20 protein-coding genes are annotated in these 17,928 nt (G+C 59.9%); 13 read left to right on the forward strand and 7 right to left on the reverse strand.

Annotated features, from left to right (window positions below):
* Positions 1 to 160: 160 nt before the first annotated feature.
* Positions 161 to 730, reverse strand: a complete 570-nt coding sequence (locus B0G74_RS13070; RefSeq protein ID WP_132375159.1) for a DUF4142 domain-containing protein — start codon at positions 728 to 730, stop codon at positions 161 to 163.
* A gap of 411 nt (positions 731 to 1,141) precedes the next feature.
* Between B0G74_RS13070 and B0G74_RS13075 the strand changes: the two genes are divergently transcribed.
* A complete protein-coding gene (locus B0G74_RS13075; RefSeq protein WP_132375160.1) occupies positions 1,142 to 2,119 on the forward strand; it encodes a chemotaxis protein in 978 nt (325 codons plus the stop codon).
* 275 nt (positions 2,120 to 2,394) lie between these two features.
* Here B0G74_RS13075 and B0G74_RS13085 read toward each other — a convergent pair whose 3' ends face one another.
* Positions 2,395 to 3,486, reverse strand: coding sequence for an asparaginase (locus B0G74_RS13085; protein ID WP_132375161.1), 1,092 nt, complete (start codon positions 3,484 to 3,486; stop codon positions 2,395 to 2,397).
* Positions 3,487 to 3,578: 92 nt separating this feature from the next.
* A complete protein-coding gene (locus B0G74_RS13090; RefSeq protein WP_132375162.1) occupies positions 3,579 to 4,508 on the reverse strand; it encodes a LysR family transcriptional regulator in 930 nt (309 codons plus the stop codon).
* Positions 4,509 to 4,636: 128 nt separating this feature from the next.
* Between B0G74_RS13090 and B0G74_RS13095 the strand changes: the two genes are divergently transcribed.
* On the forward strand, positions 4,637 to 5,548 hold the full coding sequence (locus tag B0G74_RS13095) for an EamA family transporter (protein ID WP_132375163.1): 912 nt from the start codon (positions 4,637 to 4,639) through the stop codon (positions 5,546 to 5,548).
* An 18-nt stretch (positions 5,549 to 5,566) separates the two neighbouring features.
* On the opposite strand, the gene B0G74_RS13100 is transcribed toward B0G74_RS13095, so the two are convergent.
* The 3 genes from B0G74_RS13100 to B0G74_RS13110 form a co-directional block, all read right to left on the reverse strand.
* The gene (locus B0G74_RS13100) at positions 5,567 to 6,829 is read right to left on the reverse strand and encodes an MFS transporter (RefSeq protein ID WP_132375164.1); all 1,263 of its coding nucleotides are present in this window, start codon (positions 6,827 to 6,829) and stop codon (positions 5,567 to 5,569) included.
* Positions 6,830 to 6,949: 120 nt separating this feature from the next.
* Positions 6,950 to 8,083, reverse strand: a complete 1,134-nt coding sequence (locus B0G74_RS13105) for an acyltransferase (RefSeq protein WP_132375165.1) — start codon at positions 8,081 to 8,083, stop codon at positions 6,950 to 6,952.
* Positions 8,084 to 8,215: 132 nt separating this feature from the next.
* Entirely contained in the window at positions 8,216 to 9,118 is a 903-nt protein-coding gene (locus B0G74_RS13110; protein WP_132375166.1) for a methyltransferase domain-containing protein, read from the reverse strand.
* 400 nt (positions 9,119 to 9,518) lie between these two features.
* On the opposite strand from B0G74_RS13110, the gene B0G74_RS13115 reads away from it, so the two are divergent.
* From B0G74_RS13115 to B0G74_RS13150, 9 genes are all read left to right on the forward strand, one after another.
* A complete protein-coding gene (locus tag B0G74_RS13115; RefSeq protein WP_347814519.1) occupies positions 9,519 to 10,745 on the forward strand; it encodes an integrase arm-type DNA-binding domain-containing protein in 1,227 nt (408 codons plus the stop codon).
* A gap of 261 nt (positions 10,746 to 11,006) precedes the next feature.
* Positions 11,007 to 11,465, forward strand: a complete 459-nt coding sequence (locus tag B0G74_RS13120) for a hypothetical protein (protein ID WP_132375168.1) — start codon at positions 11,007 to 11,009, stop codon at positions 11,463 to 11,465.
* 104 nt (positions 11,466 to 11,569) lie between these two features.
* Positions 11,570 to 11,773 (forward strand): AlpA family phage regulatory protein, encoded by a 204-nt coding sequence (locus B0G74_RS13125; protein ID WP_132375169.1) that lies wholly within the window; start codon positions 11,570 to 11,572, stop codon positions 11,771 to 11,773.
* Between the two features lie 11 nt (positions 11,774 to 11,784).
* Positions 11,785 to 12,114: a helix-turn-helix domain-containing protein gene (locus B0G74_RS13130; RefSeq protein ID WP_165923853.1), complete on the forward strand. Its 330-nt coding sequence runs from the start codon at positions 11,785 to 11,787 to the stop codon at positions 12,112 to 12,114.
* A gap of 3 nt (positions 12,115 to 12,117) precedes the next feature.
* Positions 12,118 to 12,573 carry a hypothetical protein gene (locus B0G74_RS13135; RefSeq protein ID WP_132375171.1) on the forward strand — a complete coding sequence of 152 codons (456 nt, stop codon included), beginning with the start codon at positions 12,118 to 12,120 and terminating at the stop codon, positions 12,571 to 12,573.
* Positions 12,574 to 12,718: 145 nt separating this feature from the next.
* A complete protein-coding gene (locus B0G74_RS13140; RefSeq protein ID WP_132375172.1) occupies positions 12,719 to 13,096 on the forward strand; it encodes a hypothetical protein in 378 nt (125 codons plus the stop codon).
* Positions 13,093 to 13,230, forward strand: a complete 138-nt coding sequence (locus B0G74_RS45740; RefSeq protein WP_165923854.1) for a hypothetical protein — start codon at positions 13,093 to 13,095, stop codon at positions 13,228 to 13,230. Before B0G74_RS13140 ends, B0G74_RS45740 begins: the two co-directional genes overlap by 4 nt.
* A 2-nt stretch (positions 13,231 to 13,232) precedes the next feature.
* A complete protein-coding gene (locus B0G74_RS13145; protein WP_132375173.1) occupies positions 13,233 to 14,060 on the forward strand; it encodes a hypothetical protein in 828 nt (275 codons plus the stop codon).
* A 315-nt stretch (positions 14,061 to 14,375) separates the two neighbouring features.
* Entirely contained in the window at positions 14,376 to 15,092 is a 717-nt protein-coding gene (locus tag B0G74_RS13150) for a hypothetical protein (RefSeq protein ID WP_132375174.1), read from the forward strand.
* A gap of 573 nt (positions 15,093 to 15,665) precedes the next feature.
* On the opposite strand, the gene B0G74_RS13160 is transcribed toward B0G74_RS13150, so the two are convergent.
* Positions 15,666 to 16,370: a hypothetical protein gene (locus B0G74_RS13160; RefSeq protein WP_132375176.1), complete on the reverse strand. Its 705-nt coding sequence runs from the start codon at positions 16,368 to 16,370 to the stop codon at positions 15,666 to 15,668.
* Between the two features lie 275 nt (positions 16,371 to 16,645).
* Between B0G74_RS13160 and B0G74_RS13165 the strand changes: the two genes are divergently transcribed.
* Together B0G74_RS13165 and B0G74_RS13170 are read left to right on the forward strand one after the other, a co-directional pair.
* Positions 16,646 to 16,936 carry a transcriptional regulator gene (locus B0G74_RS13165; RefSeq protein ID WP_132375177.1) on the forward strand — a complete coding sequence of 97 codons (291 nt, stop codon included), beginning with the start codon at positions 16,646 to 16,648 and terminating at the stop codon, positions 16,934 to 16,936.
* The gene (locus B0G74_RS13170; RefSeq protein ID WP_132375178.1) at positions 16,926 to 17,927 is read left to right on the forward strand and encodes a hypothetical protein; all 1,002 of its coding nucleotides are present in this window, start codon (positions 16,926 to 16,928) and stop codon (positions 17,925 to 17,927) included. The genes B0G74_RS13165 and B0G74_RS13170 overlap by 11 nt, the downstream gene beginning before the upstream one ends.
* Position 17,928 lies beyond the last annotated feature (1 nt).

Genomic DNA, 17,928 nt, shown 5'->3' on the forward strand with positions numbered 1-17,928 from the left:
GAGCTTTCGAGGTTCGCGCATCACGCAAGATGAATCGCAAACGATGCATCGCGCAAGACCCTGCGCGCAGCGGACTCGAAAGAGCGAAGCCGATTATCGCCGAAAACCACGCATTCGAACGGCCGCGCGCCACGCCGCAACGTGACGCGCGTTAAGCCGCTTACTGCGCGGTCGGCAGATGCTTACGCTTGGCGAGATCCTGCGCCATCGCGTAGTGTTCCTGGATGGTCGGCAATGCCTTCTTCGCCGCGTCCTTCAACTGTTCGTCGCGGCCCGAAGCGATTTCCGCCTGGAACGCCGACAGCGCTTTCTGTTCGCCGGCGAGCGCGACCTGCTCGATATAGACCTTGTCGAAGTCGGCGCCACGCAGGTTGTTGATGCTCGCGAGCACCGCTGCGTCGGGGTCGTTCTTCGGCACGTCGACGCCGCGTGGGCTCGCCGCGCGCAGCGAATCGGAGATTTTCGCGTTGTCGGCCGAGACGCGCTCGGCGAATGCCTTGACGTCGCGATCGGTCGAGCGCGAGGTCGCGATGCGGGCGGCGTCGCGTTGCGTGGCAACGGCCTTGGTGCCGTCCGCGATGAACGTCTGGTCGGCGGCATGCAGACGGCCGGCGTCGGCCGCAGCCGCTGCCGGTGCGGCCGGCGTTGTTTGAGCGTTGGCCGCGCCGGCGACGACGAGCAGGCCAGCCATGCAGGCGCTGGTGATAGTGGCGAGAGGCAAGCGGATCATACGTTCTCCTTGAGGTGGAAGCGAAACAACTGCGATGCGTGTGCGCCTCAGGCTCCTGCCGACTGTGCGGTTACCTTGCGGTCAGCTTGCGAGCTACTGACGGCGCCACGCTTTTATCGCTGTGAATTCTAGAAGGCGCGCTGTGCGCCATGTGATACGACGCTGTCGTTTCTGTAACCTTAGGTAACCTTCATATGAATGCCTTGACAGCGCTGGATTGCGGCCGTTGCGCTTGCGCCGATTCCCGCCCTCAACTCAATATCGGCTGCGCGTTAACCAGAGCATGCGAGGAAATCGCCGTCGAATCGCTGAACTTTCCGTCCGCCGCGCCGATAACAGAAAGGTAGGGCGCGCGCCAGGATCGAACGCAACGGTGGCATGGCGCATCACACGCAATCCTGGAGAGATTCGATGGCAGTAGAAAACCGCGCGAACGATGAACGCAGCAACCTGACGAGTTCCAACAAGTTCGAGTTGTTGCTGTACCGCTTGGGCGCCGTGCCCGGCAGCGACGCGCATGAGCTTTATGGCATCAACGTCTTCAAGGTGCGGGAAATCTCGACCATGCCGACGGTTACGCCGATCGCCGGTTCGTCGCCGTTTGTGATGGGCGCCGTGGATATTCGCGGGCAGATCATTCCCGTGATCGATTTGCCGCGGCTGATGGGGTGTCAGCCGACGCGCGGGCTGAATATTTTGCTGGTGACGGAGTTTGCTCGGTCGACGCAGGCGTTCGCGGTTGAAGAGGTCGACGATATCGTGCGGCTGGAGTGGAATCAGGTTTTGTCCGCCGAAGGTGCGGCTGGGGGCAATCTGGTTACTAGCATTGCGCGGATCGATGGGAATACTGGTGATTCGCGCTTGGCCCAGGTGATCGATGTCGAGCAGGTTTTGCGTGATGTGTTTCCGTCACAGCATCCTAGTGTGGATCCGACTTCCGTTGGGGAGGCGTTGGGGATTCGGCGTGGGGCGAAGATTCTTGCTGCTGATGATTCGGGGTTTGCTCGGAAGCTCATTGAGCAGGCTTTGAGTGCTATTGGCGCGGATTATGTCATGACCAAGACTGGGGAAGAGGCCTGGAATACGTTGCAGCAGGTTGCGCGCGAGGCGCAGGCTAATGGGACTCGTGTCAAGGATAGTATCGCCCTTGTTTTGACTGATCTTGAGATGCCCGAGATGGATGGGTTTATGCTCACTCGGCAAATTAAGGCTGATGAGCGGACTCGCGATATTCCGGTCATTATTCATTCTTCTCTTACCGGGGCGGCTAATGAGGCGCATGTGAAGAATGCCGGGGCTAATGGGTATGTGGCGAAGTTCGCTGCCTCGGAGTTGGCGGATGCTATTCGGAATGCTATTGGGGTTGTGCCTTCTGTTGTTGCTGCTTGAGTTGGGGGTTTTTTCTGTTGCTTCTTGTTGGTTTGTTGGCCTTTCCTTGAATTCGCGGTGGTTTATTAGCGTTGCCCCTGTGCGGGGCGGCACCTACTTTCTTTGCTTGCCGCAAAGAAAGTAGGCAAAGAAAGCGGCTTTACACCGCTAGCTTTTAAGCGGGTCCCCCGCGCAGCTACGGTAGTGGCGCATCTGGAATCTGTGCTCTCGCACAGTCCGCGTTCGTGACACAGCAGTCATTCTTCCGGCGGCGCTGCGCGCGCCGTCGCGGTCGTTCATCGAGTGGCGGCTTCTGGTGCGCGTTTGAGTGCGACCGAATAGGTTATTCGGCTCGTTGGGATGCCCATCGTGTTCAACATCTTCGGTGCGTGAAACGACGCGAGTTTCGCTCGTTGTTCCAGTGTTCCGATGTCTAGCAACGCAAGCAGTTCCGCGACCACCGCGTACAGTATGCCGACGTTGCCGTCCTCGATTTTTACGGCGATGCCCAGCGCGCCTTGCGCGCCCGCCCTCTTCGTCTGCTCCGATGCTCGTACGCCTATCGCGTAGCTGCCGTCCGCGCCCACCTTGCCGACCAGCGCGCCGTCGAAGGCTTGCATCAGCTGCGTGCAGAAGCGCCCCTCGCCCGCTACCCATTCCGGATACGTTGTCATCGCGCGGTAGATTCGGGCGAGCGCCGTCGTGCGCGATGTGATGGACTGCGCTTGCGACGATACCTCGTCCTCCGCGGCGGCTAGCTTCGCGAACAGGCGCGCGAGGCGGTCTAGCGGAAACGCAGGGGTCGGTAGATTGCAGCCGTCTGTCGACCATTGCACCGCGTCGTCAGGCAAATCGCAGACGTCCGCGACCGTGTGTTTTACTCGTACCTGCAACGGATGGTCGGGTCGCTCGTAGCCCGCTATCGCTGCTCCAATCGATTGCGCGCCGGCCAGCATGCCCGCGTGTTTGCCGGAGCAGTTGCTGCATACGGCGCCCGGCTTGAAGTCGCGTTTGAGCCAGTCGATGTAGACGGCGTCGGATAGCGGCGGATGGCCGCCGCAGCGTAAGTCGGCTTCGCTCGCCTGCGCCTTGGCCAACATCTGTCGCGTGCGCTCGATGTGGCGCGCCTCACTGCTGTGCGAGCCGCACATCAGCGCAAGGTCGGCTTCGTCGAAGCCGAAACGCTCCAGCGCGCCGGTTTCCAACACCGCCAACGCTTGTGCGGGCTTCGCTGCGGAACGTGCGAGCGTCATACGCGATGGATCGCCGAATGATGCCAACAGGCGGCCGCTCGCGTCGACCACCGCGACGTGCGCCAGATGCGTGTTCTCAATCGAAGCGCCGCGATAGACAGTCGCCGCAATCGGTCCGGTTTCGCGCAAGCTCATGCTGTTCTCCTCGTGATCGATCGAATCGCTGGGACTGCATTGAATCATGGATTACGCGGGCGATTCTACTTTCGTCTCGCGTGCGGTGGCTCTCAGGCGGTAGCGAGCGTGTCGTGAAGATGCTCGACGAGGTAGTCGATCAATGCCCTCACCTTCGGCGGCAAGAAACGATTCGGCGGATAGAGCAGCCACACCGAGCCGACGTAGGCGCGTGCTTCGAGATTCCAGTTCGGCAGGACCTGCACGAGTTCGCCGCTCTGCAGTGATTCCGAGGCTGCGAATTCCGGTACACACGCAATGCCGAAGTCCTGCAGCGCGGCTTCGAGCCGCGCGCCGGCATGATTGGCGATGTAGCGGCCCTTCACGTCGACGCTCTGTGTCTCCGTGCCGCGGCGAAAGCGCCAGCGGTTGTCGTCGGCAGTCTCGCCGAGGTAGATGCAGGCGTGCTTCTGCAATTCGCGTGGCTGCGCCGGTGTGCCGCGTTCGCGCAAATACGCCGGCGACGCCACCAGCAGCCAGCGCACCGAGCCCAACCGGCGCCCCGCGAGTCCCTGCGGCGGATGCTCGGTCAGGCGGATCACCAGATCGACATCGTCCGCGAGCGGGTCGACGTCGTGGTCGGTGAAGAGGAGTTGCAGGTCGACTTCGTCGTAAGCGTGCAGGAAGCCGGGAATGAGCGGGTGTATCACGGACTTCGCGAACTGGGTCGGTGCGCTCACGCTCACCTTGCCTTGCGGTCTGCCGGCCAATTGCCCGGCGGCGTCCACCGCGCCCGACGCTGCGCTCACCATGTCGCGACAGAATCGCGCCACCTGGGCACCCGATTCCGTCACCCGTACCGTGCGCGTGGAACGCTCCAGCAGACGGGTCGCCAGGGCGTCTTCAAGACGCTTGATCTGACGGCTGACCGTGGACGGCGTGCTGCCGAGTTGCCGCGCCGCCACCGAGAAATTGCCGGCGTCGACGACGCGCGCGAAAACCGCCATGTCCGGTAGCAACGCGAAAAGCTCGGTTGGGGTCATCGTTCCAGGTCCGTGAGTGCGGGCAGGCTATTAATGCATTTGCGACATAAACGCTGTGCGCCGAGACCCGATTATCACGCTTGGCGCAAAGTTCGACAATATGGTCTCGTTAGCTCCGAGGTCCGTCCATGTCGAAACAAGAACGCCTGCTCATGTTGTCCGATCTGATGCTGCTCGCCGTCGCAGTCGTGTGGGGCACCAGTTACGGCGTGGTCAAAAGCGCCCTGGTGTTTTATCCGGTGCTCGGTTTGCTCGCGCTGCGCTTCGGTATCACTTTCTTGATCCTGTCGCCCACCCTGCGCCACCTGCGCGCCGCCGATGGCCGCACGCTGCGCGGCGTGCTGATCGCTGGCGCGCTGCTTCTCGGCATCTTCCTGTGCGAAACGTTCGGCATCCTGATGACGCGCGCCGCCAACGCCGCGTTTCTGATCAGCTTGTGCGTGGTGCTGACGCCCATCGTCGAATGGTTGTTGCTCAAGCGCAAGCCGAGCCGTGTCGAATGGCTGGCGGTGGCGCTTTCACTGCTGGGCGCATGGCTGCTCGCCGGCGACGGCGCGCTGAGCCTCAATCCCGGCGACGCGCTGATTCTGCTCGCCGCCCTGCTGCGCGCGTTGACGGTGTGCGTGACCAAACGCGTGATGCGTGATTCGGCCCTGCCGCCGCTCTCGGTGACAGCGGTTCAGTCAGGCGTGGTGGCATTCGGCAGCGCGGCCGCCGCCTGGCTGTTTGCGCCACAGCAGTGGCAGCCCTTGCCCTCGATTGCGGGACATGCGGCGTTCTGGGGCTATGTCGGCTATCTGGTGATCGCTTGCACGCTGTTCGCGTTCTTCGCGCAGAACTTCGCGATCAAACGCAGCAGTCCGACACGTGTCTCGCTGCTGATGGGCAGCGAACCGGCGTTCGGGGCGTTGTTTGCCTGCATCTGGCTGGGTGAACGGATTTCGGTGACCGCGTGGGTCGGCGGCGCATTGATCGTCGCGGCATCGATTCTGGCGACGGTGCGATGGACCGCGCTGCGTGTGAGTGCCGCGCAGGCCTGACGCAACGTCTCGCGTCGATCAATGGCTCGGCGCCAGTTCCTCTTCGCGCTCCAGCGAGCGCGTGCGCCGGAGTTCGGGGAAGAAGCGCATCCATAGTAAGGCGACCGCGATGGTCGCTACGCCGCCCACCAGCACGGCCGGACGCGCGCCCCACCACCCCGCCGACACGCCGGATTCGAATTCGCCCAATTGATTCGACGTCCCGATGAAAAGCGAATTGACCGCACTGACGCGCCCCAGCATTTCATCCGGCGTGCGCAGTTGCACGAGCGACAGACGCACGACCACGCTGATGGTGTCGGAAGCACCGAGCACCATCAGCGCGAGAAGCGACACGAGAAATTGATGCGACAGACCGAACACGACCGTGGCCGCGCCGAACGCGATCACGCCGCCGAACATCGCCGCGCCGGGCCGGTTACGCAGGGGGAAATGCGCGAGCCAGATGGTGCCCGCGAGCGCGCCGATGGCGGTGCCCGAGCGCAGCAACCCGAGGCCGAGTGGGCCCGTGTGCAGCATATCGCGTGCGAAGACCGGCAATAGCGCGGTCGTGCCGCCGAACAGCACGGCGAACAAATCGAGCGACAACGCGCCGAGAATCACCGGTTCCTTGCGAATGAAGGCAATGCCCGAGAACACCGATTCAAGCGTGACGGGCGCGCGATTCGCCGGCTTCGTCTGTAGCGAGATGCCCCACACGGCCGTGGCCGCGGCCGCGAACGACAGCGTGCAGGCGAGATAGGCCGCGCCGGGGCCGATGCCATAGAGCAGACCGCCCAACGCCGGGCCTGCGATCTGCGCGGTCTGATTCGCGGAAGTGGCCCATGCGGTCGCTTTGGGCAACTGCCCGCGCGGCACGACGCCAGGCAACAGCGAAGCCACCGCGGGCGATTCGAAGGCGCGCGCCGCGCCGACGCATGCGGCCAGCACATAGATCACGGGCGCGCTGATCCATCCGCCGAAGGTGCCGAAAGCGAATAACAATGCAGCGACGCTTTCGAGGCTTTGGCAGATGGCCGCAATGCAGCGGCGGTCGTAGCGGTCGGCGACGTGTCCAACGACGAGCGTCAGCACGAACATCGGTAGAAATTGCGCGAGGCCGACGAGGCCGAGTGCGAAGGCGCTATGCGTGAGCGCGTAGATGTGCCAGCCCATTGCCACGGCGAGCATCTGGAACGACAGCGACGAGAGGATGCGGGTGCACCAGAAACGCTGAAATGCGGGGTGTTTCGGCAAACTAACGGATGAGGAGCCGGGTGGCTCGGCGGGCGCTGGAGGCATGGAGTTCTTGCTCTTGACTGGGGGGCTTGGGCGGCCGCTAGTTTAGAGCAAGATGATTTGTTTTGGTTTACCGCCTCGTGCGGTCGGTCTCGCCGCCATACATCGAGCAGCGCACCGCCTTCACGCCAGCACCGCCGGACGCGCCCGGGTGAATCGGGATTCGACGAGCAGATAAGAAAGGCTGCCGAGCACCGCCGTCATCGCGACGCCGGCCAATACCGCGACAAGATAGGCAAGCCTGATGTCCGTGAAGTTGTGTTGCGCCACCAGCACGATGGCGGGATAAAAAGGCACGTGCCAGATGTATAGGCTATAGCTTGCGCGCCCTATTGCAGTAAGCGGCTTGAATTCCAGCGCACGCACGATCACCGAGCGCGGCGGGGAATGAATGACCCGGTAAATCATCAACGCGACGGACACCGCTAACAGCGTGTATCCGAACGTCTGAAGCCACGCCAAGGTCTTGAATGGGACATCCGAACAGGCCAACGCAATCCAGACCGCCATGAAAATCACCGCGCCGAGCACGCCCGCTGCTGTGGACTGCCTGGAACGAAGATGGGCAGGCACCAGTGCCAACAAACAACCTACTGCAATCGAGTCGATCCGGCACAGCGTGAAAGTATAGATACCGTTGTCGGAAACCCCGGCAAAATGGCACACCACCCTGAACGCTATCGCCACCAGCAACAGCGCCACAGCCGGGCGAAAGTACGAATGGAAACGGGCAACGAGAATCGGGAAGACGAGATAGAAATGCCATTCCACGGCGAGCGTCCAGAAATGCGCCATGGTGAAGTGTTGATCGGCCAGCGCAACCCGGTCGCCGAACAGCGATTGCAGACTGGCCGTGAATGTCCATAGCAAATACTCGTTTCTCAGGACTTTGGTATGCGGATCGATGAGCAGCGCAACAAGCGTGAATATCAGCAGGCTCGCGACGTAGGCCGGCAGCAACCGAATTGCCCGGCGCCGAATGAACTTGGAATATGACGCGATTGAATTGACGGGCCGCTTCAATAGCGTTGTGGTGATGAGAAAGCCCGAGATCACGAAAAACACGTCCACGCCTATCCAGCCGGTCGACGCAATGCGCACGATGACGGACCAAACGCCGCCCAACCCGGAAAGGCGACTGGAAAAATAGCTCGTGTAATGAAACAGGACGACCAGCATCATCGAAATGGCACGGAGTCCATCGAGGCCGGTTACGTAGCGCAAAGAACTTGCGTCGCGGATGCTGTGTGTTTCCATCCGCGCATTTTACAGATTACAGAATACCCGCGGCTGCAAGATTCAGAAACGAGCGTGGTCGAGTCGAAATCGAGCCAGACAGGCGAGCGCCGCAAGCGGACGAAAACTGAAGCGCTGGTCCTCTGCTTCGCACTACGACAGCAGACGTCCCACGCGCCGCACCACACGATGCAGCCGCGAAGGCACGGCGCGAACCTGAAGCGATGCCGCAGGCTGGTCCGCCGGCAACGGTGCGGCGGCCGCTTCCATGCGCGCCCAACTGGCGCATGCGAATTCGACATCGGCGCACTGCTGCATATGAACCAGAAACTCGAGTTCGTTTCTTGCGGTGTCGAAGAAGTTCGCGCACGACATGCTCAGCAGGCCGTTTTCGACGAGCAGGCGGCAAATCCGCGCAAACGTGGCTGGCGTGAACACCCAGACATGCACGTCATGATAATTGCCGTTGGCAAAAGCATCCTGGGCAGCGGCCATGCCCTCCGCGAACGTATGCGCCGGCCGTCCACCGGACGGGAGGCCGGCCCAGATCGCCCCTGCATTCACGTCGTAACGCACATTCACGACATGGTCGAGGATGGCCTGCGGCTGAGGAATGCGCGCCCGCACGATATGAGCGCTCAACACGTCGCTGATGCGCGACTCCTCCCGCATCAGATCGAAAGTAAAGCGCTTGTCGGGCACAGCGAGGCGCAGTTGGCCATCCGGTTCGAGGATCGCGCCGATCTCGGCAAACCAGCCGACCAGATCGGGCACATGTTCGACCACATGGGATGCGATCACGTAGTCGACGGATTTGCCACCTAGCGCTTCGGAGAGCGATTGCTTGCCCCAGACGGCGTCGACATCGACGAGCGCGCCGATGTCGACGTTCGGATCATGTTTATATTTTTCGCGCAGAGCGTCGGTGCTGGCGTGGTCGATGTAATAGACCGTACCGTCCGATCGTGTCACCACCGGCCGGCAGAGTGCGCCGATTTCCGCACCAATTGCAGTAGACAGATTCAGTCCAGATAGCAGATTGACCTTGCGATCCATTGCGCGATCTCCGGGGTGGTTCCGCGGAAGTCTACCGCATCGAAGGTCCGTTGGATTGTGCGTTGCGCTATTGGGTTCGACGTGCGGATACGGCGTGCAGAGCCCAGTTTGACGCTCGGGCGGCAAGCCAAAACAAAAAGCCGCTGAATCCTTACGGATTCAACGGCATATCATTCGTTCCTGGCGGAGAGAGGGTCCGCCATATTTACACAAATCGAGACATAGTGAGACAACCACAGAGCCCATTTACAAAAGGCTTCACAAGAAACGTTGTCTTTGAATGTGTCGAATGATATCGTTCAATCTTGATATTTATGGCGGGTTGAATGGTGGGTAAAAAATGCCAAAGGTAGCAAAGGAACTCGGGGCTCTCGCTGTCTCTCGTCTGGTTAAGCCAGGTATGCACCCGGTCGGAAAAGTTGCAGGCCTGTACTTGCAGGTAGCTGGCCCGCAAGCCCGCTCGTGGATATTGCGAGTGAAGATCGGCGATAAGCGCCGGGAAATTGGCTTGGGAGCCTACCCCGCCGTCAGCCTTAAAGATGCGCAGACGAAGGCACAAGCCGAGCGCGAAATGGTCCGCGGAGGCGTCGACCCAGTTCTCCAGCGACGTGCTGCTGAAAGCGCTTTACGCGTCGCCCAAGCGTCAGAAATTACGTTCAGTAAGGCCGCTAAGGAGTTCATCTCGTCCCGGTCTGTCGAATGGAAAAACGCCAAACATGGGGACCAGTGGCGCAACACCCTGGCACAGTATGCCGAGCCGATTCTTGGAAAAATGTTTGTCCGGCATATCACGCGCGAGCATGTGCTGCAGGTGCTTGAACCAATCTGGACAACGAAGACGGAGACCGCCTCGCGCGTCCGCGGACGTATTGAGAACGTGCTTGATTGGGCCCGAGTCAAGGGGTATCGCTCGGGTGAAAACCCCGCGCTGTGGAGAGGCAACCTTGACCACCTCTTGGCGAAGCCTTCTAAAGTTGCAAAAGTGCGCCATTTTCCAGCGTTGCCATTTCAGCAAGCAGCTGCGTTCATAAAGGAACTTAGGTCCATTGACTCAACTGGTGCGCGGTGCCTGGAGTTTGCCATTCTCACAGGAGCACGTTCGGGAGAGGTTCGAGGCGCCCGTTGGGGAGAATTTGATCTCGAAAGCAAGATATGGAGTGTGCCCGGCGATCGAATGAAACTGGGAAAGGAGCACCGCGTTCCCCTTCCTCCAGCCGCCATTGACCTATTGAAAGCATTACCGCAGTCCGACAAACCGCGGACCGGCCTTGTTTTTCCGAGCCCACGCGGAAAGACGCTAAGCGACATGACGCTGCTCGCGGTTATCCAACGAATGAACGGCGATAGTAAACCACCAACCTGGCGAGATCCGAAGCAGAGCGATGCGGCTATCGTGCCCCACGGCTTTCGGTCAACGTTTAAGGACTGGGCCACAGAAATGACGAATCACCCGCGCGAGCTAATCGAAGTAGCATTGGCCCACGTTCCAGGAGACTCGAGCGAGATGGCCTACTGGCGCAGTGAAGTGCTTGAACGTCGGCGCCGACTGATGGAAGACTGGGCGCATTTCATTTCCCGACCGTTCCCGACTGGTAACGTGGTCAATCTTTCGCGGGCGCACGCATGAATGAACTTGAGTTCGAGTTGCTCAGGGTAAAGCTGGGCACCGCGCTTATTTTTCTGGACAGAGCGCACAGACGACACATTCATGATTCGGACGTTCAGAGCGCGAGATTATCTGTCGAACAGGCTTTGAAGCAGCTCGGTCCCGTCGACTACGATTCAAGCGAGCAGTAAATCGATCACACCGCGCCTAGGCTGATCCCCGAAAGCCAAGTCCCTCCTTGGTTGGCGCGGTCCCTATTGAGGGATGTTGCGTGAGGGCGCAATGACAACAAAGAAGAAGGACATCAACGAGCGTAATCGTGAGTTTTGGGAACGAGTCCAGGAGCAGGTAAAGCCGCTGCTGGAGGACCCAGAGCTACTCAGCGAAGTCATCGCCTCGCAAGCACAGACAGCGACGCGCTGGGGCGGTGTGAAGGGTCTTAACTCACTCGAAGCCGATCTGCTTTCTGAACATGCAGTTCGGACAGACAGGCGAAACCTCGAGGAGCGCGCAACGCTCGGCGACAAAGGCAAGCAAACCCTTGAGCAGCAGCGCAAGAATCAAAGAAAGGCGGTCGCAGAGGTCACGAAGTACGGCCCTGAAGATAAGGCTGCGTGGCGGAAAATTGCCGAGGGTGAAGACCTGCGGGGAAAGTCGAAGCTTCAGAAAGCGCGGGTGATTGCGCATCGTCTTGGGCTGCCACTGGAAGCAATCAGCACCATTCGGCGAGTAGTCGATTAGAGATTTCTGGCAAGCCCTTTAGGTTTGCCAATCCTCGAAAATTAATCTGCTGACAACCAAGACGGATTGTCTTGGGAAACAACCTGATACGAACAGGAGTTTCTATGTCAGCAGAAGCACAAGGGCGCGCCCTGCGCCCGTCGAAGGCAGCCGAACACCTCGGCATCGGCGTTTCGACTTTCTGGCGCTACGCCAAGACCATCCCCGACTTCCCCAAGCCGGTCAAGCTGTCGCCGCGATGCACGATCTTTTTCGAATCGCAGCTGAACGCTTGGCTTGCCTCGCGCGCATCCTCCTGCCGAGCATAAGGAGGGCGCGCATGACCACCAACAATGAAAAGGGCCGCAACTCCGGCAAGAGCGCGACCCAGAAGACCACCAAGAGCAATCATAGAGACATGTCGGCTGCGGCGCAATGCAAGCGCGTGCTCGATTACCTTAAGGCAGACGGTCAAACCACCTACAGCCTCCGCGCCAAAGGCATTAGTCACCCCGCGCAGCGCGTCAAAGAGCTGATCCAGCAAGGCTTTCGCATCTACTCGCATCGCGTCACAGCAGTCGATAGCGATGGCTACTCGCACGCCAACGTCGCCCGCTACAGCCTGATCGATCGCGAACTGGATCTCGTCGACATGATGGAGGCCGCGTGATGTATGGCAAACAAACGGTTCAAGGGCGCCAAGCAGAAACGGGCATCCGGGCGGTTCTACGCGCTGCCGGCGGTCGTCCTGCAAAGCGCGAAGTACATCCGCCTGTCCGCGCACGCGAAAGCGTTGTTGATGGACATGCTCGAGCAGTATCGCGGGGACGACAACGGGCGGTTGATCTGCACTTGGGCCCACATGCACGAGAAACGCGGCTGGAAGTCGCGCGACACGCTGGACAAGGCGCGTGCGGAATTAACCGCGGCGGGCTTCCTCTTCGAGACGGTGAAGGGCAAGCGGCCGAACAAAGCGAGTTGGTTTGCGCTGACCTTCTTCGCAATCGATCCGAACGACGGGTACGACGTCTCACCCCGAACCTTCCCGTTTATGGCGTTCGCGGACCTTCCAACCATCATGCAGAAAAACACATCGCTTACCACGCCGAGCGTGTCACAAGCCGCCTGATTGACACGCCGACCGTGTCATGGGGCCTTTCCGCTGACACGCCGATCGTGTCAATCAGGACCATTTTCGAACGTCTCTCTAACACGCCGGTCGTGCACCCTCTAGAGATGCCATCTACAGGGACTGTTTGTGGGAGGGCTGGGCAATGAGCGACCTGCAAACTGATTCGCGGATGTGGGCGGCGATCGAGGGAACGATGCGCAACGATCCGCACCAACGCAGTCCGCTGCAACGGACGCTGCGGGCGAAGCTAATCGCGCTCGACGCAAGAGGGAACGAGGTTAGCGTGCGGCTCATCACGCGAGCACGCAGCGCCGGCTATGCGGACGTCCTGCCGCTTCGCCACGGCGATCGCGTGCGGGTCATTGGATCGATGTCTATTTCGCCCAATCCGATCGCCGGCGAGCCGCCGAACATCGTAATTGACGTAGATAGTGCCGTGCGGCTGGAAGGCGCCGAACGCACCAAGCACTCACTTATTCAGCGCCTTACCAAATACCTTAAATTTTGGAGCACTAAATGAACATTTGGCAAATCACAACCAACGGCACGGTAGTCGTTCAAAACGTTTCGCACGCAATCGCCTGGGACATTCTCCAGGTACTCGAAACGTCCTACAACCTGCCCAACCTGCAACTTACTTTGATGGCGGAGTAACCATGCAAGAGCCAGCAATTTTCAGAGTTGTTTCCGGCGATGGCGAGGTGCATGCCGAAAAACTGACATCGACCGCGGCTTACGCCATGGCGACGTTCCTGGTCACGAATCGAAACCTCCCAGGCATCCGCACTGAGCTGATGGACGCGCCAGAGCAGTCTGCGGCGCCAGTAGCTGCGCCGCACATTGTGGCGGCCGCTACGCCCCTGCCGGACATCGAGCCGGGTAAGGAACGCGATGCACTGCGCGAGGCGATCGAGGCCCAGCTGGACGCCTCAGCGCGCCTTGATGCTGCCAATCAGGCAGTCGAGCGCGCCAGCGCATTTGTTGCGGCCCGCCAGTCTGAGTTGGACGCCATGACGGCGGCGCACAAAAGCGAGATCGAGGCATCCGGCGCCAATCTGGCCGAAGCACTGAAATCAGGTGGCGCATCGTTCGACGCCAGCCGCGTGATCGATCGAGGCCCGGTACTCGATGCTGAGGTGCGACGTGACACAGCCAAGGCTGCGCTCGAGCAGCTCGTTGCGGAGCAGACCGAATCGGACGCCGCCTATAAGGCCGCAGAGACAGCCGTGCGGCTCGCGGTGATGGCCGTGAAGCGCGCAGACGTCGAAGCCATGGTTAAGCGACTGGAGGACGTCAAAGCCGAATTTACGGCTCTGGCCACGGCGATCGATGCCGCGCAGTACTCGGACGTGCCAGCCACGTTCAGCGGGCAGCAGGCAATGCGGATCGAGATTCCATCGCCGGACACCGCGGCCAAGGTCTGGCACCGCTACAGCGCGGCTCTGCGTGACGATCCGGAAGCAGCGCGGGAGGACTTCGCATGAAGCGCCTGCCCAAACACTTCACGACCGACACCAGGCGTTGCGGGTGTTCGCGGCATGCGGGAGCGCCGAAGTGTGCCGAATGTGCGCCACGCCGTCGCCAGACGGCTGACAAGGCCGCCGCAAAGCATCTGCACATCAACGTCGACGAAATTCTGACGATGCTTCGTATGCATTTGAGAACTAAAGGAAAGCGTTAGGCAAGTCCAGGCGGATTAGTCGGTGAGTGCCGCCCCAGAAGAAAACCCCGACAGCCGGCGGGCGCCGCCTCCTATCAGGCGCCGCGGCCGGCACCCAATATTGAAAAAGGAAAGAATAATGTCCAAGAAACAGATCGAGCCGAAAGAGCCGGCGCCGCAAGTGGAATCGGATGCCGCTACCCTGGCGGCCAACGAGAAGGCGGATAAGGAAGCCAGGCACGATATTTCGAAGATTACCGCTACGTTGATGGCCCGCCCGTCGTTCATGTCCGCGCATACAGCCATGAGCTTCATACCGGACTCGATGAAGGCTTATGGGCCGGCCAACATCCTGACCATGCACGAGGAATATAGGGATAAATGCAAGGCAGTGGTTGAAGGTGACATGACTACTCCCGAAGCCCTGCTTATTTCGCAGGCGATGTCGCTCAACTCCATCTATAACGAGTGTGCCCAACTCGCCGGCCTGAACATAGCGAACCGGCTGCCGCAGGCTGAAGTACTGCTGCGAATGGCTCTCAAGGCACAGGCGCAATGCACCCAGACGCTCCGCGTGCTCGGCGAGTTGAAGGCGCCAAAGTCGGTCGCGTTCATCAAGCAGCAGAACAACGCGGCCGGCCCGCAGCAGGTCAACAACGGACCAGTAACGCAGGGCGCAGCGGCCATGCCCGCGCGCGCGCATGAGAAGGAAGATGGAAACCCGGCAAACGAACTATTAACCGACGAGATGGGGGCGCAACATGCCGCGACGCTGGACACCGGAGCAACGCGCCGAGCAGGCGGAAAAGATCCGCAGATGGAAACCGTGGGAGCAGTCGACCGGACCTGTGACTGAAGCCGGCAAGGCCGCGGCAGCTCGCAACTCGTTCAAGCACGGCGTCCGCACGCGCGAGGTAATCGAGACTATGCGCGAGGTTCGCGAGTTTCTTCGCCACAGCCGAGCGATCGAGCGAGCGCTACGGCGGCGGTAAACCCGATATTTCCGCGCATGTTTCTGAACGCGCCGATCCGCTGGAAGCCTTGTGCCGCAACGGATAAGCGCTGACAGAGGCACTTGTTTCCGAACGAATAACTGCGCAGATTAGTACGAACGGCGCGATTTGACGAAACCGGATTGTTGCAATCTATGAAACAGATGACTCGGATAGTTTCCACTTGGTTTCCACGGTTTGGGCCGTTTGGAAACGCTGGTATGCACCTCGGCTTCGTGGCTGGGTGGATTTCCTCAAATTGAGGAAATTCGATAACCACTTTAAGTGGCAGCTTGCCGGGGCCTGACTTGTCTAACGCCACCCCTGCGGCGGTGAGGAGTCCTATGCGGAGTCGAAAAGCGTGCAACGTTGCACTCTTATCCGCACAACCAATGACACGTATCGCAAAATCGGTCGTCATCGAACGCTGAATATGGTTACTTGGGGCGATTTTCCGGTTCGAGCCCGGTCCCCGGCACGTTTTGCCCCGGGGTCTTAATCAGATCCTCGCGCTCACGGTCGTTTATGGCGGGGAGTGACGCTGCGTCCATTATTATGGTTCCAGCGTCTTGCACTGCCGACCAGTTGCGCTTTATCGCCTCAATGGCAGCCTCATCTCGAACCGGCGTTTCCAACAGCACTTTGTGATGAGATGCGGCCCAAAATGCTTGGTTAAATGCGTTTCTAGCGGTCGGTTCCAGATATAAGCAATTCCTTTCCCACCAAACGTAGCATTCTCGGACTATCTCGTGGACGTCATCTTCGTGTGCACGTGCAAGAAGACGTCGCCACAGCGTGAACGCTTCCTGGTGCGCATTTAATCGCTTATCTAGCGCCGCGAATCGAAGTTGGTTTTGAGCCTTCGCCTGTTCGAGAAAAATCGAGTTTTGATGCCCCAATTCCGCGAGTTGTTTTGCGTTATCAGTCTTGATGTCCTCGACTGCGCGAGTCAGCTTCCTGATGGTGCGTAGCGCCGCCCAATTCTTCGCGTGCTCACGAATAAGCGAGCCGAGAAACCCGCCGATCGCGCCAGCGATGACGAGAAGGATCGACTGAATGCCGAGGCGAGCCCAAGAATACTGAGGCAGTTGGTCCGCGACGGCCGCGGCTACTTGCGAGGCAAGTTGAAGTTGAGGGTCCATTGATCAGAGGGGGCTCGAACGAATTGCTGCCATCTTACGCTCTCGCCAAGGTAAGGCGGATCATAGTTCCGCCGCTAGGCCTTATGCGACGCAGCACTTCACTCCATTCATTGAATAACCCGCCATAGCACCCACCATGCAAAACTTGGCAAGCCCTTTAGGTTTGCCAATGCCAACGTTAGATTCTTCGTGTCAAGCTGAGACTTTAGACCCCTAGCGACAGCACACGCACACAGAACTACTCAGCTCGCGATTGCTGTTGCGCGAGGCATCACATGACCACCGCGATTTCGGATGCTGGCGTTGAACCGACGCTGAAGCACTTCGATGAATTACCCGATTCGGCGCACGTCGACATCGGCGTTGTAGCAGGCCTCCTGGGCGTGCACCCATCCACCATCCGCAGGCGCATCTCGGAAGGCTCCCTGCCCGCTCCTCAGGACGTGCTGGGCATGCAGCGCTATCAAGTCGGTGTCGTCCGCAACACGATCCTGAAGGCGTTCGATCTCATCTCGCTCGACGACCCGAACGGCGGCTTCGATAAGGAGGTCGCGCATGTCGAATGACTTCCTTCCGTTCGCCGTAGGCGGCACTGCCAACGTCACGCCGCAGGCAACTTATGCGGCCGACACGACGCTGCTTCAAGGCGGCTTTGCATCAGGCATCGCGAAATCGCCTGACCTGAACAAGGTGTGGCGTCAGTCGAGCATCATGGCGGCTGTTCTGGCTCAGTTCATCGTGAACCAGACAGGACAAAATGCTGTTGACGACGGTACGACTACCACTCTGATTGCCAACCTTCTGGCGGCAGTGCAGGCCAGTTCAAGAGCGGTAGTTGGCCAAGCGCGCAATGTTTCCGCCTTCCTCGCCGCCACTGGTCCGAGCGTGACATTCACAGCAGACGAGATCGTTGTCCAGTCGGCTCTCGGCGGCCTTTCATATTTGCTGTCATCGTTCAGCAAAGCCGTTTCGCTTGGCACCAGTGGTATTGGTGGCGTCGTCGGCACTACACCGGCAGCAAACGGCTTTGCGGCGGTCTACGCAGCGTTCGGCGCGGTGGCCGGGACCAACGTTTTCGTCACTGATGCGACTGCGGCTAAGGCGCCAGAGGTTTATGGCGGAACATTACCGGCAGGTTACACGGCGAGCGCGCTCATCTGTATCGCCCCGATGGGCACAACGACGGCCAACTTCGCACCGTTTGCGCTGACCGATCGCAAGGTGTCATGGAGTGGCGGCAATATCATTACTGCCTCGACGTTTGTAGGCGGCCCGACGATTCGAACAAGCGCCGCATTGATTCCGCTCAATGCGCGCTCTGTCGGTGGCTTCAATCAGGTTGGCAGCAGTGCTGCAAGCGCTATTTCTCAGGTTATAGCCGGAACCGGCGTCAATAACATGGGCGGTCAATTCAACACAACAAATCTGGCGGCCGGCAGTTCGCAGGCGATTCCGTACGAAGTCGATATTGTCGCGCCCCAGTCGATTTTTACTCAGAGCGCAAACAGCGCCGGAACTCCCGGCTTCACCGTTAGTACAAACTGGTTCAGGTTCTAAT

This window comes from Paraburkholderia sp. BL9I2N2 (assembly GCF_004339745.1).
Lineage (GTDB): Bacteria > Pseudomonadota > Gammaproteobacteria > Burkholderiales > Burkholderiaceae > Paraburkholderia.